Below are 21,183 nucleotides of genomic sequence, written 5' to 3'. Positions count from 1 at the left end.
CATACAAAAATCCCTCCGTAATCATCAAATGAATTATTGTATTTCATCTGACAACCATAAAGGGATTATTGCATTCTAACAGGAATTGTTCGGCATTTTTCGTTAAGGATCACTGGCTGACCGCTTTTGTCACACGCTATATTAATTAATTGATTGAAGAAATACGTTTAAATCGTAGCGAAAAGATAACACCCATCAGTGAAAAAATTGTTGCCACAAACATGGTCGCCTGAAAACCATTAGCGAAACTAACGGGACTACCAATGCTTCCAAACCTGTTAAAAACAATCACTGAGACAGTGGTACCCACTACACCTGCTAAAACCAAGAGTAAAACTAGCCCAACATACCCGCTTTGGCTACCGACAAATAAGGTCAGTATTAAATAACCAGCTCCTTGACAAATCAGTCCTACAGTCGCGCTTATTTTCGCCAAACCAATCTACGGCTTTACCTGCAAATGGCGCTACTACCACCATAGTTCCTGTCCCAGGTAAGATTGCTAAGCCAACCGTTAAAGCATCCTTCTGGCCGACTATCTGTAAAAATTTCGCTAATACTTTTTAATCGATTTTTTATATTCGTTTCCATCTTAGTTAAACCTCTTGGCCAGTTGATTGAATAACCATTTCATTAACAGCCATATTCTTAGGTGTATTAATCACAAAAGCGACTGCTTCTGAAATTTCTTCTGGTTGTAGAACTTGCATATCAGCTCCAGGAAGATTCTTTAAGCTCTCAAGCTGTTCCTTTATCTCTTGATTGTTGATTGAATTGAATAATTCAGTCTGAACCGTACCAGGAGCAATCACCGTTGTTTTAATATTGCTAGTCCGTTCTTCTTGCCGAAGACCTTCCATAATTGCCCGAACAGCATATTTACTACCTGAATATGCTGCATAACCAGGCAAGACTTCATATCCTAAAACGGATGAAGTTGTAATGATATGACCGCTTTGTTGCTTTTTCATTACCGGTAAAACTGAGGCAATGCCATTCAAAACACCTTTAACATTAATGTCCATAATATTCTGCCATTCATCACGAGCAATAGCGGCCAAATTATTGACTGGCATAATACCGGCGTTGTTAAACAGCACATCAACTCGGCCATACTTTTCAACTGTTTTATCGATCACATTTTGAACTTCTTCAGCTTTTGCAACATCAGCGGCAACTGGTAAAATTTCTGCTTCAGAATTATTTTGGACAATTTTTTCTAATCGGTTCATTCTCCGAGCAGCAATTGTTAATTTGGCCCCGCTTTTTGCCAAAAGATTGGCTGTTGCTTCACCTATCCCACTGGAAGCACCCATTATTACAACTACTTTATCTTTTAATGCCATATTTATCTACTCCTTAAACTTTAATTATTTGTGTAAAAAAGGCCCTTAACAATAGCTTTTGCCAACAATCTTATTGTGGCAGCGCCAATGCCTCTTGCAGTACTGGTAATAACGATCACTTTATTGGCAATCATTTATAAATCTTTCTTAAATATAAAGAGACTCAACTTAATTGTCGTTTTGTTATGCTAATTACAGATTTTCTTTAAAGAATGAGTCAAATTTATCAAAAGGAATCTTGTCCAGCTGATCATACAAATCAACGTGGTCAGCACCTGGTACCACAACTAATTCCTTATGGTCCTTAAGACGGTTATACGCCTCTTCCGCCATATAACGTGAATGGGCCTTTTCACCAGTCACGATTAAAACAGGACGAGGTGAAATTTCGTCAATATGTGCTTGCAAATGGAAATTGTAGTATCCCCATGGCGTCGTGGCAGTCCAACCATTAGTTGAATTAATAGAACGGGGATGGAAAGCACGGCCTTTGTAATAGTTGAAGAAGGCAGTTGTGACCGGATCAGCATTAGCCGGTAACTTATCAGGTAATACGGCAATCTCTGTCATTGGCTTATTGTTCGCATCAAAATTCAACTCGTGCGGCCCGTTTGCCGGTGTATCATTTTCAGCATCAAGCCAGCGTTGTTGCGCCAAATAATTCTTTTCGATTTGACGTTGTTCATCAGTCTTGGGATTAAAGTTCAAACCTTGCCACATTGAATCCGACATATCGTACATCACCGAAGTTGTGACAGCTTTGATTCTAGTATCGATTGAAGCGGCTGTTAAAACGTGTGAACCCAAACCACAAATACCGATATCGCCAATTCTTTCACGGTCAACGAATTTTTGTATGCCGACAAAATCGACTGCAGCTGAGAAGTCCTCCACGAAAATGTCAGGTGAAGCAACATTGCGAATCGCGCCAGAACTTTCCCCTGTGGTTGATTGGTCGAATGCGACAGTTACAAAGCCTTTTTCAGCCAACGTTTGCGCATAGAGACCACTTGATTGCTCCTTGACCGCTCCGAAAGGTCCTGAGATGACAATAGCTGGATATTTTTTCGTCTCATCAAAGTTCAATGGTAAATATAAGTGACCGGCTAAAATATCAGTTCGACATTCTTCTAACCAATCCTTTTGTTCGGTTAGTGATAATTCTAAAAAATGATTGATTCCTGAATCAGATAAGCCGGCGTCCTTAAGAATCGCAATTATTTCAGTTTTATTTGGCATAAACAATTACGTCCTCCTATGTCATTTACTATATCGGCAATCAGGTGTAATGTTAAATACTGATTAAGTATAGTTTGGCATAATCATCGTGCATACCAAAATTATGGAGGCCACAAATGGAATTACAACAATTACAAAATTTTCTCATTGTTGCTCAAGAAGAGAACATCACCCATGCAGCAGAATATCTACACATCTCACAGCCGGCTCTTTCTCGACAGATCAAAACACTAGAAAATGAATTTGGTAAACAATTATTGATTAGAGAAAATAAACGTGTGACCCTGACTCCAGAAGGTGTGCTTTTACGAAAACGTGCTAACGAAATCATCAAATTAACAGCTAAAACGACCGCCGAATTAGCAGCAAATGATGATGAAATTGCTGGTGATATTTTATTAGGTGTCAGCGAAACAGATTCAATTCGTTATATTAGTGAATGCGCCAAGGAGCTGATTTCTAATAACCCAAAAGTTACTTTAAAACTTAAAAATGGCGATAATGAATCAATTTTAAATATGGTTAATAATGGCCTCGTTGATTTAGGGCTCTATTTTGGCAATGTCGACCAAAATATTTATCAGCACATCTCTTTACAGCAAATAAATCGGTTTGGCATGTTGATGCGACGTGATAATCCGTTAGCCAAAAAAGCCGTTTTAACACCAGCAGATTTACTGGACCAGCCTTTGATACTTTATCAAGAATCGCTTGATAATGGACTGTTATATGAATGGTTTCATACTCGAGAATTAAATATTGTCGGTACTTTTGGCATGTATTTAAGTGCTAAAAAAATGGTTGAAAGTGGTCTAGGTATTGCCATGGTCTTCGATAATTTAGTTGATTATTCAAAGACTGACTACATCTGCGTGCCGCTTTCCCTCGAAATGAAAACCAAGGTGAATCTCATTTGGAAAAAATATCAAGTCTTTTCTAAACCGACTAAATTATTTTTGGACTCAATTATTAAACCGCAAAACATCTAGAAAGATAATGCAATCTAAAAAAACTTCGAAATCTTATTTTTTGAAGTTTTTCAGATTACGGTTTTAAGTAAGTAAAGCCCTGTTCCTGCAATTCAATAATGCGGACGACACCAGCCGCTACCACTGTAACCCCTGCTGGTAGATCTGTTGCCGCTATTTGATTGCTAACCATCGCATGATGACAGGCATCCAATTCGACTTGCGGCACCTGGTTTAGTAAGTCCGCCCAAGCGCCAGCAGGAAAGGTCGTGATCGCCGGGCCATTGACCACGACGACGACCTCACTAGCCGGCTCAGCGGCCAATAAGTTGCGCACGTTCCCGATTGCTAAATGAACTTTCGCTGCTTCATCAACGTGAACAACTACCTTAACCACGGTCAGCACCTGCTTTCCCTTTAGAATTAACTAACTGATTCAGCCAAACCGTTAACGTTAATTTTGCCATTGCGACCATCCTTTCTAATCACTGTATCTAAAATTAGCTTAACAATTATTAGCTGACTATTCAGCATCAATGAGCACTTTTGAAAAACTCGGTCGTGTCTTTAGTTGGCCAATTTATTTTTTCAATTTTTATTACTCTCCGGCTCTGGCAAGTAACGAACAAGTTGCCACTAATTTAAGTAAAAATATTTGAAATTCGTTATACTAGTGAGGTAGTCAGTAATCAATAACGGCGTGAAATATTTTCGCCTTTAACAGCGTGAGCCACGGCAAGGCAACGGCGAACTTTGCTTTTTATTAATTATTTACCCTAATGTTTCGTGAAAGTCGATAATTGCTAGTTATAAGTTGTGCCATCGGCCTTGAATCAAATTTACAATTAACTAACAATTGAGATTTTGGATTCGCATCTCTCCTTCTCCGTAATCTAACTAAATTATTTAAGGAGTCCTTTTATGACTACTAAACTCTATTTCGTTCGGCATGCACAATCAGACCCTAACTGGTATGATGGTCCGACCAGACCACTAACCCCAAACGGCCAAGCTGACACTAAATATGTGAAAGCTTTCTTCCAGCAATTACCACAAGCGCCAGTTGCATGTTACTGTAGCCCTTATCCACGTAGTATTGCCACCATTCAGTCCACGGCGGACTTTTTAAAATTGCCGATCAAGCTTGATCCGCGGTTACGCGAACGGGTAAATGGTAGCGCCGAATTTTCACCACAGGTCTATCAACAACGCTGGCAGGATCCGCAGTGGCACGAAGCTGATGGTGAATCAATCGCCATGGTGCAACAGCGTAATCTGGCTGCCGTGACTGATATTTTGCAAGCTAATCCAAACCAACAAATTATTGTAGGCACTCATGGCACCGCGTTAAGTACGATTATTAATTATTACCAGCCAAGCTTTGGTTACCAAGATTTTATGCAGTTGATCAATTGGTTACCAGCAATTTTTGAATTTGAATACCAAGGCCAAAGATTGCTGAAAATTCGCGAGTGTTTTCATCTAGAAAAGTAAATCATCACACAAAAAAAGTTGCTAAACAGTCCTTCAACTGCTGGCAACTTTTTTTGATTGGCACATCTTTTAGTTTGTACTTGGACTAGCATCACGAATCGTCACTTGCTGATCGTTAACAAAAGCAAATTTATAATCGCGTAAATCTAAGCTAGTATAATTGGTCAATTGATTGGCCTCGTTGGAAACCACTTCAAAGGAATCGGTGCTTAAACTCATGATCGACAAGGCCACTTGCGGATTATTTTGTTGATCAAAAGCTTCATAAACACGGGTAATATTGGCAGGGATCGTAATTTTAGTGCCATTTTTAGGGGTCCGCACATATTTTGTCAACGTGCCATTGAGCACGCGGATCATTTCGTTTTCAGAAATAAATAGATAAACGGCGCGATCCATTACGCCAGCCAAGCTAGTCGCTTTCGGCAAATAATAACCTTTGGCAGCAACCTGCCGCTGGTGTTCAATGAAAGTCCCGGTGTAAAGTGCCGTCGTCGACAATTGACGCAAATCTTGAATCTTGAAGCGCGTGACGTCGGTGCTGCCGTTGACTGTCTGGCTGATTTGATAACCGAACTTGCCCTTCACTTGTAGCTGGTCATTGGCGTCATGTTCGGCTTGCCAATTTCCGGCTAATTTAGCTAATGACAAGTGTTTAGTTGGTGCTTTCAAAACATCACGCATATAGACAGTAACGGGATACGCTGTCGTTTCCTCATCAGTTTGCGTTTCTCGAGTCAAAGCTAACATGTAGAGATTTTTACCGCTCGCAACCACCGCCTGACCCAAATAATTGTTGATATTTCCCGATTTATAATAAGTCAGGTCACTATATTTTTTTACGCGAATATTAGCCTTAGCCACAGCCAAGGCTTCATTAAATTGCTTAATTGTGGTCATTTGATAACGATCGCGTTCACTATCATCACGCATTGTTTTTTGAAAAGTCTGCTTGGCTTCATCATAACTAATCTGTTGGTAACTTCCGTCTAACTTGCCACTATCAGTAATCCACAAAGAATTTCCTAATTGTGATTTCGGCGTTTGATGCAATTTACTTTTTTTCAAATTACCATGACTATCGATTTTGCCAATTACTTGACCAGTTTGGACCCAGGTTAACTCCGACTTCGCCAATAACTGACGAGAATTACGACCAACATTGGCCGTTTGTGGCTGTTGCTGGCAACCAGTTAAGGTTAGTAGCAGCCCAATTGCAAAGACACTAACTAGTCCAACCCAAATTTTCTTCATATCTTACCTACACTTTTCTAAAATAAAAATTGCCCGCCAAAAAGCGGACAAAAAATAAAATAACCTGATTAAATCATTAATCAACTAATAATTCGTCTAAAACTTGCAAAACACCATTCTCTTCATTTGAAGGTGCTCGTAAATCAGTTAACGCTTTTAACTGTTCCTCAGCATTAGCCATGGCATAAGCTTGACCGGCGTAACGGAACATTTCTTTGTCATTACCACTATCACCAAAGACCACCATGTCTTCGGGCGCAATCCCATAATATTCAGATAATTTTTGCAAACCAGCTGCTTTATGCATTTCTGGATTGATCATATCTAAGTAACCAAAACCACTACTAGTCACTAACAAATCCGGCCAATTTTTAAAGGTTGCGACAGCCGCCGGCACATTTTCCTTACCAACTAAAGCGGTCAGCTTCAAAAGTGGTAAGTCCTTCAATTCATCCAAATCGTGATATTCATGATATTGCGCATAGTAATAAACAACTTCATCATGAAATTCCGGCATAAATTTTGCGGGCACATAACCATGAGTCTTCGATGAAATGATATATTGTGTACCAGGAATTTTCTCTAACTCGGCAATTGCTCGCTTAACCGTATCGAAAGTCACACCACCACAGAAAACTTCTTGACCATGGGCCATCACCAAGGCACCATTTTCAGCAACATAATTAATTTGATCTTGTAAATCTTCAGGGAATAACCGCCGACAATGGGGGTACTGATTGCCACTGGCGACAACAAACTCAATATTTTGAGCTTGCATTTTCTTAAAAAGCTGCCGAAAATGCACCACATCAAACTCATTCTGATGGTTAACAAAAGTACCATCAATATCAACTGCCACTAACTTCATGGTCCACCTCATTCTAATAGTTTCTCTTCAGCCCCAACTCGACAAAAGAGAATATGATTGAATTATACCATCCTCAACGCATAAAATTGAATTTTATTTTAACTAAAAAATCAATTATTCTGAGAAAAAATGTGATTGCTTAAAGCAGCCTACCATCAATAAGAACCCTTGAAGCTGTAACATAAGTCTAAAACAGCATCAGTTCTGACTGTTATCTGATCTTATTGCAAACCAGAGTCCAAAACATCAAAAATTGTTGAAAGTGTAAAAACAAAATTGAGTCCGACTCCATTGCGGGCTTGCTGGTTGTGGAACGCTGCCGGCATTGATTGATGCCAATTGCAAAACGCAATTCAAAAGCATTAAACCCAAGTAAAGCGTTGAAACAGAATTGGTTCTGACTGCATTGCGGGCTGCTTGTCGTGGAACGCGGCCGACACTGATTGATGCCAATTAAAAACCAAATTGTCATCAATACAGGTCTTATTGTAAGTGCTAAAGCACCAACAATAATTTGGCGGCTGACGACAAGATCCCTCCATTCCGTCTGGAGGTGAATTAGTACATTTCATCATTGCTAGAGGTCAAGGCAGTTGTTGTGGGACAAATCAATTTGATTTAAACAGTAGTGACAACTGAATAGTTGTACCAAAATAAGCCTGCTTAACAGTTTCTGGTTTTATCCAGAAAATTTTGTCAAGCAGGCCTCATTAGTTAGTGCTATCTGTTTTTCTAAATAGTGATGTTGAGTTCTGTTACTTTATTCAGGTGAATGCTAGGCGACATCTAACTTTGCCAATATTGCCATTTACTCTACCCAATCTAAATTGAACCGACTCGATTGAAAACACAGTGCAGGCCGCCGGGGTGTCAGGCGTGAAATTATCCTTGGCGCTTTAGCGCTTAGGATAAGGCTTGTATTTGAGATTGTTGCAAAGCAATAAGCTCAAATCAACGCCCACACCGTTCCACACCCCGCCGACTGGAACGGAGTGGGTCACCATTCTGCTTAAAACAAATTTAGTTAACGCGTCACCTACTGTCTTGCCACGCACTACTTCAAATTCAAAGTATCAACCAAGCCGATTAGCGAACAACCACGTTAACGATCTTGCCTGGAATGACAATCACTTTCACAATTTGCTTGCCATCAGTAAACTCAGTGACATGGTCATTAGCCAAAGCTAATTTTTCCAAATCATCTTTACTGATGTCTTTAGCAACTTGCAACTTAGCGCGTAACTTACCATTCACCTGAACAATAATTTCCGCTGTTTCTTCCACAAGCTTGCTCTCGTCATAAGTTGGCCAAGCAGCGTAAGTCAAACTCTCATCATGGCCAAGCTTCTCCCAGATTTCTTCCATCATGTGTGGCGCGATTGGCGCTAACATTTGCACGAAACCTTCGACATATTGAACTGGCAAAGCATCAACTTTATAAGCCTCATTAATGAAGACCATTAATTGCGAAATACCAGTATTAAAGTGCAAGTGTTCGAAATCTTCGGTAACTTTCTTCACGGTCTGATTGTAAATTCGATCTAATTTACCGTCATCAACTGTCGTGATTCGATCGCGTAATTTGTCTTCATCGTCAATGAATAAACGCCAAACTCGGTCTAAGAAGCGCCGTGAACCAGCAAGGCCTTCTTCACTCCAAGAAATCGAAGCATCTAAAGGTCCCATGAACATTTCGTATAGCCGTAAAGTATCAGCACCATATTGTTCAACGACCTCGTCAGGATTAACCACGTTACCTTTTGACTTAGACATCTTCTCATGATTGTCGCCTAAGATCATTCCTTGGTTAAATAACTTCTGGAATGGCTCTGGTGTTGGGACCACACCTAAGTCATACAAGAATTTATGCCAGAAACGGGCATACAACAAATGTAAGACGGCATGTTCAGCGCCACCAATATATAAATCAACAGGTAACCAATCTTTCAACTTGTCGTAATCGGCTAAGGCTTTCTCATTATGAGGATCAACATAACGCAAGTAGTACCATGATGAGCCGGCCCATTGTGGCATCGTGTTAGTTTCCCGACGGCCTTTACGACCATTCTCATCAACTACATTGACCCAATCAGTCAAATTAGCTAGTGGGCTCTCACCAGTACCTGAAGGCTTGATGTTCGTTTCATGAGGCAAGCGTAATGGTAGTTCATTTTCAGGAACTAAGGTTGTTTCCCCATCTTCCCAATGAATCACAGGAATTGGTTCACCCCAGTAACGCTGACGACTGAATAACCAGTCCCGTAACTTATAATTCACCTTGGGTTGGCCAACATGATTGTCAACTAACCAGTCTTTCATTTTTCTCAAGGCTGCTGCTTTGTCCAAACCATCCAAGAAGCCGGAATTAATATGAACACCGTCACCAGTATAGGCCTCATCGTCATTGCCACCAGCGATGACTGGCTTAATTGGTAAATTAAATTTCTGGGCAAATTCGAAGTCCCGTTGATCATGAGCAGGCACAGCCATAATTGCACCAGTGCCATAGGTTGCTAAAACATAATCAGAAATCCAAACTGGCAACTTCTCGCCATTAACCGGATTAATCGCATAAGCACCAGTGAAAGCACCAGTTTTATCGTGATTTAAATCAGTCCGTTCCAAATCGCTCTTATGGCTAACCATGTCTTTGTAAGCCTTGATTTCAGCAGCTTGTTCCGGCGTGGTAATTTGATCGATCAAATCATGTTCTGGCGCCATAACAATATAAGCGGCACCAAACAAAGTATCAGCTCGCGTTGTAAATACCGTAAATTCAGGATCATTTGGGGCAGCAACTTTAAAAGTCACCTCGGCACCTTCAGAACGACCAATCCAATTCCGCTGCATATCTTTAATGCTTTCAGGCCAATCAACTAAATCAAGATCATTTAATAAACGTTCGGCATAAGCGGTAATTTTCAACATCCACTGCCGCATTGGTTTCCGATAAACTGGGAAACCACCACGTTCAGTCTTACCATCGATTACTTCTTCGTTGGCAACCACAGTCCCTAAATCTGGGCTCCAGTTAACTGGCACTTCAGCCTCATAAGCCAAGCCCTTTTTGTACATTTGTTCGAAGATCCATTGGGTCCACTTGTAGAAACTTGGATCCGTCGTATTGACTTCACGATCCCAATCATATGAAAAACCAAGCGAGTTAATTTGCCGTTTGAAGTTTTTAATATTAGCAGCAGTAAATTCTTCTGGTTGATGACCGGTGTTCAAAGCATACTGTTCTGCTGGCAGACCAAAGGCATCCCAACCCATTGGGTGCAACACGTTAAAACCTTGCGCCCGTTTCATCCGTGCAATAATATCGGTTGCAGTGTAACCCTCTGGATGACCAACATGCAAACCTTGACCAGATGGATAAGGAAACATGTCCAAAGCATAGAAATTTTGTTTATTTTTGTCGGTTGTTGTCTTAAACTGCTGGTTTTGACGCCATTTTTCTTGCCATTTCTTCTCAACGGTCGTGTGATTATATGTCATGAAATGAAAACTCCCTTCAAATTTCAACCTAATAAAAAAGTCCCACTAACATAAAATATGTTAATAGGACGTCTAATCGCGGTACCACCTAACTTTAGTATTCAGCTAAAGCCAAATACCCTCAAGCCATTAACGCTGGTCCACGCTTAACTTTACTAGTTTCGAGTTAAGTTACACAGGTGAGTTCATCGCTACTTCAGATAGACTTGCACCACCGTCTACTCGCTGTCCTGAAATCCGCAACTACTACTCCTGAAATTCATTATTAAGCTGATATGTTTTTAATATAACTCATTTGGCTGGTGATAATCAAGGGGAAAATTCAAGATGATGCGATTTCATGGTTAACATCAACTTTAAATCTGTCATGAAATCGGTTATTTACAGACGCTTAACCATGCAACGTCCAAGACAAACCGATTATAAAGATAATCGGTATCAGCGTCCACCAATATCCGGCAAGAAAATCCCAGAAATTCATTTTTCCAAATCTTCTAACATAGCGATTATTTTTCGGATTCAGCACAAACTCCGTTAGATCAACTTTAGGGCCCTTTTCCGCACCAAACACCAAGGTATCTAGGCTAACATTAAAAATATCCGTTAACTTAATTAGATTGCCTAAGTCCGGTGTTGAATCGCCTGACTCCCACTTTGAAACTGCTTGCCGTGTGACAAATAATTTGGTCGCCAACTCATCTTGGGTGATATTAGCCTCCTTACGATATTTTTTTAATTGATTAGCAAAATCATTCATCAAAATCGCTCCTTTACTGCTATTATTTTAAAATCGTTTACGTCTAAAGATTTGATAACCTAAGGTAAAGAAAATAACAATATATAAGATTGTCCCCACTACCAATTGATAATTCAGCAAATGACTAGTCTGAAAATAAGTCACGTAATTATAGTATTGCCTAGTTAAGTTGGTCATATTAAGCGGATTCCACTTTAAAATTGCGGTAAATTTACCGAGATTTAATAAACTTGCCGAGACAGTTTGGCCCATAAAAACAATTAAAAAGCTTAAAGTTGTCACAACCGCATTATTCTCAATTAAGCAGGACAATAAGAAAACTAATGTGATGATCAATGTGGTTGCTAATAAATCAACTAAGGCAGTCAGCAACATATTCTGCCACAAAGGCTGATGATATCGATAAATAGTTGACCAACTGACGTGCGAATTCAAAGGTGCATAGCGCAAGCCAACAGTAAAAAGAATTGCCCAGCCATGTAAATATAAATTATAGCCAAAGATAATCAGATACTTAGATAAGTATACCTGAATTTTACTCTTGGATTTATATAATAAAGTCAAAATGGCATTATTTTGAAACTCCATTGAAAAAATTGTGGCGCCAATAATAATTAGAATAAAAACGATCCAATCTGGCGAATCATAACAAGTCATGGTCGATAATTTTTCCTGATGATAGCCAATCGAGTAACCAGTGAAGATCATTAGTGCTAGCAAAATGAATGGCGCAAGCCAAGTCAATTTACGATGAACAAATTTATAGAATTCCTGATAAAGACTAAATTTCATTTAAACGAACCCCACTTCTATTATTTAGACCGGACGTTTTTTGAACAATTGATACCCAAGTATTAAGAACAGCAAAGCATAGCCAAAGACGCCAACGATAATTTCTGGATTGGTTAAATGAGAAATTTGAACGTACTGACTGTTCGTTAATTGCTGCGTAACCAAGATCATATTTAACGGATTCCAACGCAAAATAGTCGTCGCATCTGTAAAGGTCTTAATGAGTGCCTCTGATAAACCAGCACCGAAAAAACTGATTGCTAAGCTGATCCCGATCACCGCCGCATTGATCTTGACGATTAGAATCAACATAAAAGACATGGTGACGATAAAAAGCAGATAGAGCAACGTCCCTAACAAATTTACAAGCGTAATTTGCAATATTGAGCCACGATCAGCAATCAAGTCAAACCAGCGTACTTGGTTGCCAACAAAAACACCTTTAAGCAGGATTGTCAGTAATAATGCCAAAAGTACTAAGCCGACACCGTAAAAATACACAATGACTAGTTTCGCCAAATAGCTTTTAAATAAATTTGAACTTTTGTAGCGCAACATTATCACGGTATGATAACGATATTCCATGTCTAGGAACGACGAGCCAACAGCAATGAGAATAATGGGAAGCCATTGAATCGCCCCGAAACTAGACAGCATTAATGAACGACCATCACTACTCGTCAAGCCACTATAAATCATCAATAACACTAGCGCCAACGAGCTATAAAGTGGTAGTCGTTGTTTTCTAAATTTATACCACTCAATCTGCAAATCATTTTGCATCCTTTTCACCTCGTTGGCGATTTAATTCATTAATAATTAACTGTTCAAAACTAATGGCAATCGGCGCCAATTTAATAAAATGCTGTCGTTGCTGGTATAGAAGATCTTGAATTGCAAAAAGATCTGCCTGCGCGACAACTAAATCATCATTCACTTGCTGAAATTGAATCTGATTCGTTTGCAATAATTGGGCCGTCAACTCATTGTTGTCAGTTTGAACTTGATATTGTGGGCGATTTTGGCGATTAAAGTCGCTAATTTTCTGGTCCACTACAATTTCCCCATGATTAATTAAAATAATTCTGGTCATCACTTTCTGGAGTTCACTTAAAATATGACTCGAAATTAAAAACGTGGTCCCTTCATTGGCGTATTTAACGATAATCTTTCTAACAACAATCGTTGCTTCAACGTCAAGTCCATTCAGGGGCTCGTCCAAAATAACTAACTTGGGCTTATTCAGTAAGGTAATCGCAATGCCAAGTTTTTGCTTCATTCCTAATGAATAGCCTTTGCACTTTTTATCAATATAAGCCGACATTTGTAATAATGAGATAATTTGCTGACAATCTTCTTGGTCATGAGCATATAATGCCAAATTCTCACGACCAGATAAATAAGGATAGATAGCAGGATGCTCGATCAAAGCGCCGACCTTGCTTAAGGCTTGATGATTATTCTCAGTGACGACGGCATGATTTAAATAAATTTGGCCGGTGAATTTCATGACCCCCAAAATTGTTTTCATAATGGTGGTCTTCCCGGCACCATTAGGACCAATCAGTCCAACAACCTCACCTAGTGAAATCTCAAAATTAATCTTGCTAGTAATTTTCTTTTTGCCAACAAAGGTATTAACCTCAGAAACTTTTAGCATCAGAAATGCTCCTCTCTAATTAACACCTTTAAGGTTCGGCTAAGTCACCAGAATCATCAAGCAACTAATGACAACCATCATGTAAAAAGTTAGCATTAATTGCGCAACCAAACATGACACCGTCTATTAGAAATGCTGCTGCATCAATGGTTTGTACGGTTGCATTCGAAAAAGACGCATCTTGCACCCAATTGAAGACGTGACAGCGGTCTAAAACAAAATCAGTTCTGACTGCATTGCAGGCTGCTTATCGTGGAACGCGGAACATCGTCAAACACCATTTTGTTTTACACTTGTGTCATACTTTCAATTTTGTCTCTACAAGAATCCTTAAGTTTTACTTGTAGTCAAGGACAGCAACGCTTTTATTTTCAGCGATATGCTATAATTAATGTCATTACTCAGGGCAAGAAGGAATTATAATGACTAAAAAACGTATCACTGTTAGTGCAGCAATTATTTTCTGTTATGTCACTTTTTTGATTTTTATGTTGGGCGTTAAAAATCATCAAGCCTGGATTAACGGTTATGATCAAACAATTTATCGCTGGATTCAGCCACTTCATCCTAGCTTCGATCAGTTCTTTATTGCTTTTACGAAAATTGGTAATCCCCTTAATATGACTGTGTTAACTGCTGTGGTGATGTTGATTCTGGTCATTGGTCGTCATTGGCGATTGGCGATTTTTCTAGGCTTAAACAATGGTCTCGGTAGTCTGTTCAACCATTTCGTTAAGCACTGGGTCCTCCGCCCACGGCCAAGCCAAAAACTTATTCCCGAAACCGGCTATAGTTTTCCAAGTGGTCATGCCACAGCGGCCATTATGTTCTTTGGGAGCCTGATTGTGATCGGTTTTTGCCTAGTTCATACTAAAAAACAACGGTGGCTGATTGTCGGGCTAGCTTTACTGCTAATCTTTTTATTAGGTCTGAGCCGTTTAGTGGTTCACGTTCACTACCCTAGTGATGTCACAGCTGGCTTCTTATTAGCAACGGCTAATCTGCTAGTACATTGGTTAATTGCAAAACGGACTTATTTAAAGCAGTATTATTCTACTGCACCTAACTTCAGTTAAATAATCACAAAAAAATAGTCTGAGACCTAAGTCTATTTTCCAAAAAATAATACGAACTTTCGTTGCTGAAACGTGTTCTCAAAAGGCAACCAGTTCTGCTTAACGTAAAAAATGCCGCGCAATTCTAACGAATTGTTCGGCATTTTACGTTAATGCTCACCGGCTGACCGCCTTTTGGCACACGCTCTTTTTTATACGATATTAACTCATTGATTCAACAAAACTGGCGATAGGCCAGCCGATTTAATCAACTGACGACAATCTGACTAAAGCAAGCCTAATGAGTTGGCGTTGTCGCGGCTGCTTGTTGATGGCGATGAGCGGTCCAGAAATTAAGAACCAAGGCCAACACGGCCAAAATCACCCCAGTATGATAAACACCATGCATGGCAGTTAACAGAATTTCCCTTAATTGCGGTAACAAACTGGCTGAAATTTGCTTAGCTGTTTCCGGATTAATCAGCTGATTCAACATGCTTAATTTTAAATGAGGATTGCCTTGAATCCCCCGAGCAAAAATCGCATTTTGAATAATGCCAAAAATTGACATCATCAAAGTCTGGCCAATTGTCCGCGACAAGGTATTTAACGAGGTGGCAATCCCAATCTCATCTTCATCTACCACATTTTGCACCGTGACCGTAGTCGTAGTGATACTAATCCCAAAACCACTGCCTAAGAAAGCCGCTACTAATAAGAAGACCCAGAAAGGTGTTCCTAGTGGCAAAAATCCTAGCACACCAATCCCGATTAAGGTAATAATTAGACTGCCACCAACGATTCGTGGCGCTGACATCGAAACCAGTAAACGACCGGCCAAGAAGGAACCAAAAATCCACATCACTGAACTTGGTGTGACCGCAAATCCACCCATGGTTGCTGGTAACCCTAGAATCCCCTGCATCCACATGGGAGTATAAACTTCAAAACCAATCAGAACACCACTGACTAAGGCAGCGACAATATTTTGACCTAAGAATAAATTATTCTTGAATAATTTCAAAGGAATCAGTGGATCAGTTGCTTTCTTCTCAACCACAACAAAACCCCAGCCAGCAACAGCAGCTAAGACTAACCACAGCGCATTTAGCCATAAATTACTAGCAGTACCCAAACCTTGAGCGAACAACATTAACGCTAACAAAAATACACTTAAAGTTGCGGAACCCCAAACATCAATTGGCGCCTTCTCAGCCTCACGATCTTCATGGAAGAAGAAAATTGCTAGCAGCAGCGTAATGATACCAACGGGAATGTTAATGAAGAAGATCCAATGCCAAGATAAATGCTGAACGATATAACCACCTAATAGTGGTGCAATAATCGAGGCAATTCCCCAAGCCGATCCATTTAACCCTAAGACCTTAGCTCGCTTTTCATATGGATAAATATCAGCAATCATCGTAAAGGTAACCGGCTGAATCGCTCCAGCACCAATGCCTTGTAACGCCCGTGCCAAGATTAAAGTCAACATTGTATGGGACAGGCCCGCTAACGTTGAACCAATCAAGAAAATAACAATGCCAACAATAAAGACGGGTTTGCGACCGATTCGATCAGAAAGTTTGCCATAAATTGGTGTGGCAATTGATGACGTTAATAAATAAATTGAGAATACCCAATTCATTAAGGCAATCCCATTTAAACTGCCAATAATAGTCGGCATCGCTGTAGAAACGATTGTCCCTTCAATTGCTGCCATAAATGTCGCAATAAAAATTGCGGCAGTCGTTAATGCTACGTTCGTTTGTTTCTTTTGTCTCATAATGCCCCCACTTTTTCTTGTAACCTTTAAACTAATTGCTAGATTTGCTTAAACGATTTTTGCCCAAAAAAAGACCCAATTGGAAAAAACTTCCAATCGGATCGCCTCTTAACTCGCATTTTTAACCTTTAAGTGCATTTTTAAGACCATTGATTCGGTCAGTTTGCTCCCAAGGTAAATCTACATCTGTACGTCCAAAATGACCATATACGGCCGTCTGTTTGTAAATAGGCCGCCGTAAATCAAGCATTTCAATAATGCCTGCAGGCCGCAAATCAAAGTTCTGATTAACTGCATCAATTAATTGTTGTTCACTATATTGACTAGTACCAAAAGTCTCAATATTGATTGACACCGGTTGGGCAACACCTATCGCATAAGCCAACTGCACTTCGCACTTATGAGCCAAACCAGCTGCCACAATATTTTTAGCGACATAGCGTGCGGCATAACTAGCCGAGCGGTCAACTTTCGTCGGGTCTTTTCCTGAAAAAGCACCGCCGCCGTGACGTGCATAACCACCATAAGTATCAACGATGATTTTACGACCAGTTAGTCCCGAGTCACCTTGCGGACCACCAATCACAAAACGCCCGGTCGGATTAATTAAGTACTTGGTTTTAGCATCAACTAAATCCGCTGGTAACACTGGCCGAATAATTTGCTCAATGATATCTTGCTCTAATTGTGCCAGTGAAACATCTGGATCATGTTGCGTACTTAAGACCACTGTATCAATTCTTTTAGGTGTGCGCCCTGTTGCTGCATCATACTCCACAGTAACTTGGCACTTGGCATCAGGACGCAAATATGGCAACGTACCAGCGTGGCGCACGTTAGCAATTTTCCGCATCAATTGATGTGCCAATGAAATCGGCAACGGCATCAATTCCGGCGTTTCATCAACGGCAAAACCAAACATCATGCCTTGATCACCAGCACCAATTTGATCTAGCGGATCAACTGATGTATCTTCCCGCTTCTCAATTGCCTCATCGACACCTTGAGCAATATCAGCCGACTGCTCATCTAATGCCACCAATACAGCACAATTATGACCATCAAACCCATATTCACCACGATCATAACCCGCATCAATAATTGTTTGACGGACAATGGCCTGAATATCAACATAAGCCGTTGTTGAGATCTCCCCAACAACTAAAACCAAACCAGTTGTCACAGTTGTTTCACAAGCAACACGGGCTACTGGGTCTTGCGTTAAAATTGCATCCAAAATCGCATCAGAAATTTGATCAGCAATTTTATCAGGATGCCCTTCAGAAACAGATTCTGAAGTAAATAAATGACGATTTTCCATTTTTTGTTCCCCCTTTGAACAGGTTACAGGGCAGCTCCACCTTTGTGGATCCCATCAGGAATGCTGTAACTTAACAAGTCTACCATATTTGCTAAGTTAAAGAAAGCTGATTTTAAACTAGTGCCCCCAGAAAAGCAGCTGTTGAACAAGTAACCATTCTACAGCTAATTCGCAAGAGATCGTTACTTGACCCAGCTTGAAAAAACCAGTACGATTATGGCTAGATAAGGAGGTTCACTCTTGAAAATCAAGTCACTACGCAAAACAGACCAGTTTATCCTTAATAGTTTACTGGCACTGTTACCCCTTTTAATGTTGCCCTTTTTACTGACTAAGCAACTAAAAATCACCACTCCAAAAGATTTCTTCTGGGTCCTGGTATTTGCTTTAATTATCATTCTCAATCAACAGGCTGAGGACTTCTGGCATTGGCCCCATTTACTGATCAACTGTCTGCTCGCAATGCCAGTTATTTTTTTATTTATTGAGAAATCGTATCTGGTTGACTTGCTATTATTAATGCAGTTAATCATTAAATGGGCAATCAACCCAACGATGATGAGCAACCTTGATGTTCGTTTAGGACTATTGTTAGAAGAAGCAATTGTGCCAATTTTTATAGAAATTGCCCTGTTAGCTGCGGTTATCGATCAAATAAATAGCAAACAGATTATGCTTATTAGTGTTGTGTATTTAAGTAAAGTTGCATTTACGCTGCCGTTCCATCAGTTCTTAGACTTTATTTGGCCGTTTCTCGCAATTATTTTAGTCATTCTGCTTAAACTTCGCCAAATTAGCTCACTCCCCGCCATGATACTAACTCTAACGCTAGTACTCCTTAACCTGCTACTGTATCCCCGACTCAAAAAAATCGAGCAGGCACCGGCCTTACTTTTATTAGCATTAGTTTTGAGTAATACGCTTTTATAGAATTAAGAAAACAACTAAGGCGGTAACATAAGGCGGCTTACTAAAATAAAACAAGGTTTTACAACTGAAACGTGTTCTCAAAAGCTAATCAGTACTACTTAACGACAAAAAACCAACAATTCTTAGACGAATTATTGGTTTTTTGCGTGAGTGACACGACTAACTGTCCTGATCACACGCTATTTTCATAATGGAGGTTACAGGGCTCGAACCTGTGACCCTCTGCTTGTAAGGCAGACGCTCTCCCAGCTGAGCTAAACCTCCAATGACCCCTACGGGATTTGAACCCATGTTACCGCCGTGAAAGGGCGGTGTCTTAACCACTTGACCAAGGGGCCATCAATAACTAACAGCATTTATAAGTATATTAAATAAAGGGCGACAGGTCAATAGCTTTTTACAATAGATTTTAATTTTTATGAAAAATAAGCAAACAAAAACTCCTATCAAAAGAACTCTGATAGAAGTTAGCTGAAAGCCTGAACTAATCTTGGTTATCTTGCTCCTCAACTTCGGCCGTCAGCGCAGTTGTCTTTTTCTTACGAAGTGAAATAATGACTGCAGGTAACAATGAGATGACAATAATCGAGACCATGATCAATTCAAAATGAACTTGAACTACCGGAATATTCCCGAAGAAATAGCCAGACAGCACAGCAATGACTACCCAAGAAATACCACCTAGCATATTATAAAGGATAAATTTATGATACGCCATTTTACTAATGCCAGCAGTGAAGGGAATAAAAGTACGAATCAACGGCATAAACCGACCAAGAAAAATGGCGACACTACCATGTTTTTCAAAAAATTTCTGCGCCTCAGCGATATTCTTAGGCTTAATAAAGCGACGCCAGCGTGGACTTTCTGTTAAATACTGGCCGAATCGTGAACCAATCTCGAAATTAACCGTGTCACCAACAATTGCCGCAATTGACAGACTTACAATTAGAATCAACGGGTTTAAAGGATGCGTCGTCATCGCAGCAATTGAACCACTCAGAAACAGTAAGGAATCCCCTGGTAGAAATGGAAAAACAACCAAACCAGTTTCAACAAAAATTACGATAAACATACCGATATAAACTAAATTACCATATTGCGCAACTAGTTGCGGTAAAACCTGATTCAAATTAAATAGTGCATGGATCAAAGTTGACATAGCTCTCCTCGAATCTTTTAATTAATGAATAATTGTAAAGTTGACTGTTATTCAGTCTACTCTATATTTCCTCAAGAAACGAGTTTATTCTTAAATCTTAACGATATCGTCACCATTAAGGCCGACAAATTTCCGCTTAACGCAAAAATAGTCTGGATCATAAGCCTATTCTCAAAAAATAATCCGAACTTTCTTTGCTGAAACGTGTTCTCAAAAGGTAACCGGTTCCGCTTACCGCAAAAATGCCGAGCAATTCGTTAGAATTGCTCGGCATTTTATGTTGATGCTCACCGGCTGACCACCTTTTGTCACACGCTTTTAATTAGGTCACTATTCTTAATCGCATAAAATAAATCAGCCGAGATATTTACCAACAACAGTTAGTTTAGCAAGCACTGATTTCTTATGTGGCGCGTTAACGATTATTGCAGAAAGATCTTGTCCCGCTACATTACCATGATGATTAGCGCCAGACCAAGTTGGAATTTCTGTTAAATCATAGACCAGACCATCAATGGCCACATATTTTTCAGGACGTTGTACACCATTATATTCAGCTAACTCAGTCTTAGTAAATGTTCGTTCACTCATTGCGAAAACCTCCAAGATCATCTATTGTCATTTCTGCTTATATTATAACGTGGATCAATTGGTTTTGCACAACTAAACGACTCCATTAATTGACTATCTTTTAAAGCAAGTATCGGCCAGAAATTACAATAGTTACATTAATCGAATTAAATTAGAAATACTGTGGCTACATGAACCACGGAAGATAAAATGTGCATCAAAAAAAGCAGCTAGACCAATTTTAGTCTAACTACTTGGAAAATATTCCATCAACTTCAGTTGACGAAGAGAAAAAATTAAAACCCGAATTGTCAAATCAAGTGCAACACTTTCGACCTATTCTTAGTTATTGGTCTGGTTAATCAAAGTCTGGCAGGACTGCGATTGCCGATTGATAGTTGAGAATCTTTCGTGGTCTTTGGTTCAGAGCGTTTTGGATTGCTTGAATCCCTGTTAAGGTCAATTGGCGCATTGAGCGGCCTT

Annotated in this window: 18 protein-coding genes, 2 tRNA genes, 1 pseudogene, 1 riboswitch and 1 other annotated feature; of the genes and pseudogenes, 4 read left to right on the top strand and 17 right to left on the bottom strand. The window is 39.8% G+C overall.

Features of this window, described 5'->3' with window-relative positions:
- Positions 1 to 596 precede the first annotated feature (596 nt).
- The gene (locus EKM81_RS09405) at positions 597 to 1,346 is read right to left on the bottom strand and encodes an SDR family oxidoreductase (protein ID WP_125651075.1); all 750 of its coding nucleotides are present in this window, start codon (positions 1,344 to 1,346) and stop codon (positions 597 to 599) included.
- Positions 1,347 to 1,538: 192 nt separating this feature from the next.
- Positions 1,539 to 2,585 carry an alpha/beta hydrolase gene (locus tag EKM81_RS09400; protein ID WP_125651073.1) on the bottom strand — a complete coding sequence of 349 codons (1,047 nt, stop codon included), beginning with the start codon at positions 2,583 to 2,585 and terminating at the stop codon, positions 1,539 to 1,541.
- A 116-nt stretch (positions 2,586 to 2,701) separates the two neighbouring features.
- Between EKM81_RS09400 and EKM81_RS09395 the strand changes: the two genes are divergently transcribed.
- Positions 2,702 to 3,574 (top strand): LysR family transcriptional regulator, encoded by an 873-nt coding sequence (locus EKM81_RS09395; protein ID WP_125651071.1) that lies wholly within the window; start codon positions 2,702 to 2,704, stop codon positions 3,572 to 3,574.
- Between the two features lie 55 nt (positions 3,575 to 3,629).
- Here EKM81_RS09395 and EKM81_RS09390 read toward each other — a convergent pair whose 3' ends face one another.
- On the bottom strand, positions 3,630 to 3,950 hold the full coding sequence (locus EKM81_RS09390; protein ID WP_125651069.1) for a DsrE family protein: 321 nt from the start codon (positions 3,948 to 3,950) through the stop codon (positions 3,630 to 3,632).
- A 524-nt stretch (positions 3,951 to 4,474) separates the two neighbouring features.
- Between EKM81_RS09390 and EKM81_RS09385 the strand changes: the two genes are divergently transcribed.
- Entirely contained in the window at positions 4,475 to 5,047 is a 573-nt protein-coding gene (locus tag EKM81_RS09385) for a histidine phosphatase family protein (RefSeq protein ID WP_125651067.1), read from the top strand.
- 69 nt (positions 5,048 to 5,116) lie between these two features.
- Here EKM81_RS09385 and EKM81_RS09380 read toward each other — a convergent pair whose 3' ends face one another.
- The 7 genes from EKM81_RS09380 to EKM81_RS09350 all read right to left on the bottom strand — a co-directional run bounded on the left by EKM81_RS09380 (position 5,117) and on the right by EKM81_RS09350 (position 13,876).
- Complete coding sequence (locus EKM81_RS09380; protein WP_125651065.1) at positions 5,117 to 6,301, bottom strand: lipoprotein; 1,185 nt, start codon at positions 6,299 to 6,301, stop codon at positions 5,117 to 5,119.
- Between the two features lie 76 nt (positions 6,302 to 6,377).
- Positions 6,378 to 7,169 carry a Cof-type HAD-IIB family hydrolase gene (locus EKM81_RS09375; protein WP_164509281.1) on the bottom strand — a complete coding sequence of 264 codons (792 nt, stop codon included), beginning with the start codon at positions 7,167 to 7,169 and terminating at the stop codon, positions 6,378 to 6,380.
- A gap of 1,086 nt (positions 7,170 to 8,255) precedes the next feature.
- Positions 8,256 to 10,667, bottom strand: coding sequence for a leucine--tRNA ligase (leuS, locus tag EKM81_RS09370; protein ID WP_125651062.1), 2,412 nt, complete (start codon positions 10,665 to 10,667; stop codon positions 8,256 to 8,258).
- Positions 10,668 to 10,728: 61 nt separating this feature from the next.
- Positions 10,729 to 10,930 (bottom strand) — a binding site (T-box leader).
- Positions 10,931 to 11,058: 128 nt separating this feature from the next.
- Positions 11,059 to 11,424 (bottom strand): helix-turn-helix domain-containing protein, encoded by a 366-nt coding sequence (locus EKM81_RS09365; RefSeq protein ID WP_125651060.1) that lies wholly within the window; start codon positions 11,422 to 11,424, stop codon positions 11,059 to 11,061.
- 27 nt (positions 11,425 to 11,451) lie between these two features.
- A complete protein-coding gene (locus EKM81_RS09360; RefSeq protein WP_125651058.1) occupies positions 11,452 to 12,216 on the bottom strand; it encodes an ABC transporter permease in 765 nt (254 codons plus the stop codon).
- 24 nt (positions 12,217 to 12,240) lie between these two features.
- Positions 12,241 to 12,999: an ABC transporter permease gene (locus EKM81_RS09355; RefSeq protein WP_125651056.1), complete on the bottom strand. Its 759-nt coding sequence runs from the start codon at positions 12,997 to 12,999 to the stop codon at positions 12,241 to 12,243.
- The gene (locus EKM81_RS09350) at positions 12,989 to 13,876 is read right to left on the bottom strand and encodes an ABC transporter ATP-binding protein (protein ID WP_125651054.1); all 888 of its coding nucleotides are present in this window, start codon (positions 13,874 to 13,876) and stop codon (positions 12,989 to 12,991) included. Before EKM81_RS09350 ends, EKM81_RS09355 begins: the two co-directional genes overlap by 11 nt.
- A gap of 422 nt (positions 13,877 to 14,298) precedes the next feature.
- Here EKM81_RS09350 and EKM81_RS09345 point away from each other — a divergent pair, with 422 nt between their 5' ends.
- Positions 14,299 to 14,952 carry a phosphatase PAP2 family protein gene (locus EKM81_RS09345; RefSeq protein WP_125651053.1) on the top strand — a complete coding sequence of 218 codons (654 nt, stop codon included), beginning with the start codon at positions 14,299 to 14,301 and terminating at the stop codon, positions 14,950 to 14,952.
- Positions 14,953 to 15,229: 277 nt separating this feature from the next.
- On the opposite strand, the gene EKM81_RS09340 is transcribed toward EKM81_RS09345, so the two are convergent.
- Together EKM81_RS09340 and metK are read right to left on the bottom strand one after the other, a co-directional pair.
- Positions 15,230 to 16,717 (bottom strand): MDR family MFS transporter, encoded by a 1,488-nt coding sequence (locus tag EKM81_RS09340; RefSeq protein ID WP_125651051.1) that lies wholly within the window; start codon positions 16,715 to 16,717, stop codon positions 15,230 to 15,232.
- A 121-nt stretch (positions 16,718 to 16,838) separates the two neighbouring features.
- Positions 16,839 to 18,038: a methionine adenosyltransferase gene (metK, locus tag EKM81_RS09335; RefSeq protein WP_125651049.1), complete on the bottom strand. Its 1,200-nt coding sequence runs from the start codon at positions 18,036 to 18,038 to the stop codon at positions 16,839 to 16,841.
- Positions 18,036 to 18,112, bottom strand: a riboswitch (SMK box riboswitch). Its footprint overlaps the gene before it by 3 nt.
- Before the next feature lie 166 nt (positions 18,113 to 18,278).
- Here metK and EKM81_RS09330 point away from each other — a divergent pair.
- Positions 18,279 to 18,968 (top strand): hypothetical protein, encoded by a 690-nt coding sequence (locus EKM81_RS09330; RefSeq protein ID WP_125651047.1) that lies wholly within the window; start codon positions 18,279 to 18,281, stop codon positions 18,966 to 18,968.
- A 191-nt stretch (positions 18,969 to 19,159) separates the two neighbouring features.
- Here EKM81_RS09330 and EKM81_RS09325 read toward each other — a convergent pair.
- From EKM81_RS09325 to EKM81_RS11670, 5 genes and pseudogenes are all read right to left on the bottom strand, one after another.
- A tRNA-Val gene (locus tag EKM81_RS09325) sits at positions 19,160 to 19,232 on the bottom strand.
- Between the two features lie 2 nt (positions 19,233 to 19,234).
- Positions 19,235 to 19,306: transfer RNA gene (locus EKM81_RS09320), tRNA-Glu, on the bottom strand.
- 146 nt (positions 19,307 to 19,452) lie between these two features.
- Positions 19,453 to 20,130, bottom strand: coding sequence for a VTT domain-containing protein (locus tag EKM81_RS09315; RefSeq protein WP_125651045.1), 678 nt, complete (start codon positions 20,128 to 20,130; stop codon positions 19,453 to 19,455).
- A gap of 354 nt (positions 20,131 to 20,484) precedes the next feature.
- Positions 20,485 to 20,721, bottom strand: coding sequence for a cytochrome b5 domain-containing protein (locus tag EKM81_RS09310; protein ID WP_125651043.1), 237 nt, complete (start codon positions 20,719 to 20,721; stop codon positions 20,485 to 20,487).
- A 337-nt stretch (positions 20,722 to 21,058) separates the two neighbouring features.
- Positions 21,059 to 21,183, bottom strand: a pseudogene (locus tag EKM81_RS11670) (IS30 family transposase); the annotation flags it as partial.

The sequence above is a fragment of the Lapidilactobacillus gannanensis genome, assembly GCF_003946675.1.
Classification (GTDB): Bacteria; Bacillota; Bacilli; order Lactobacillales; family Lactobacillaceae; genus Lapidilactobacillus; species Lapidilactobacillus gannanensis.
This window is presented reverse-complemented; position numbering and strand designations above follow the sequence as displayed.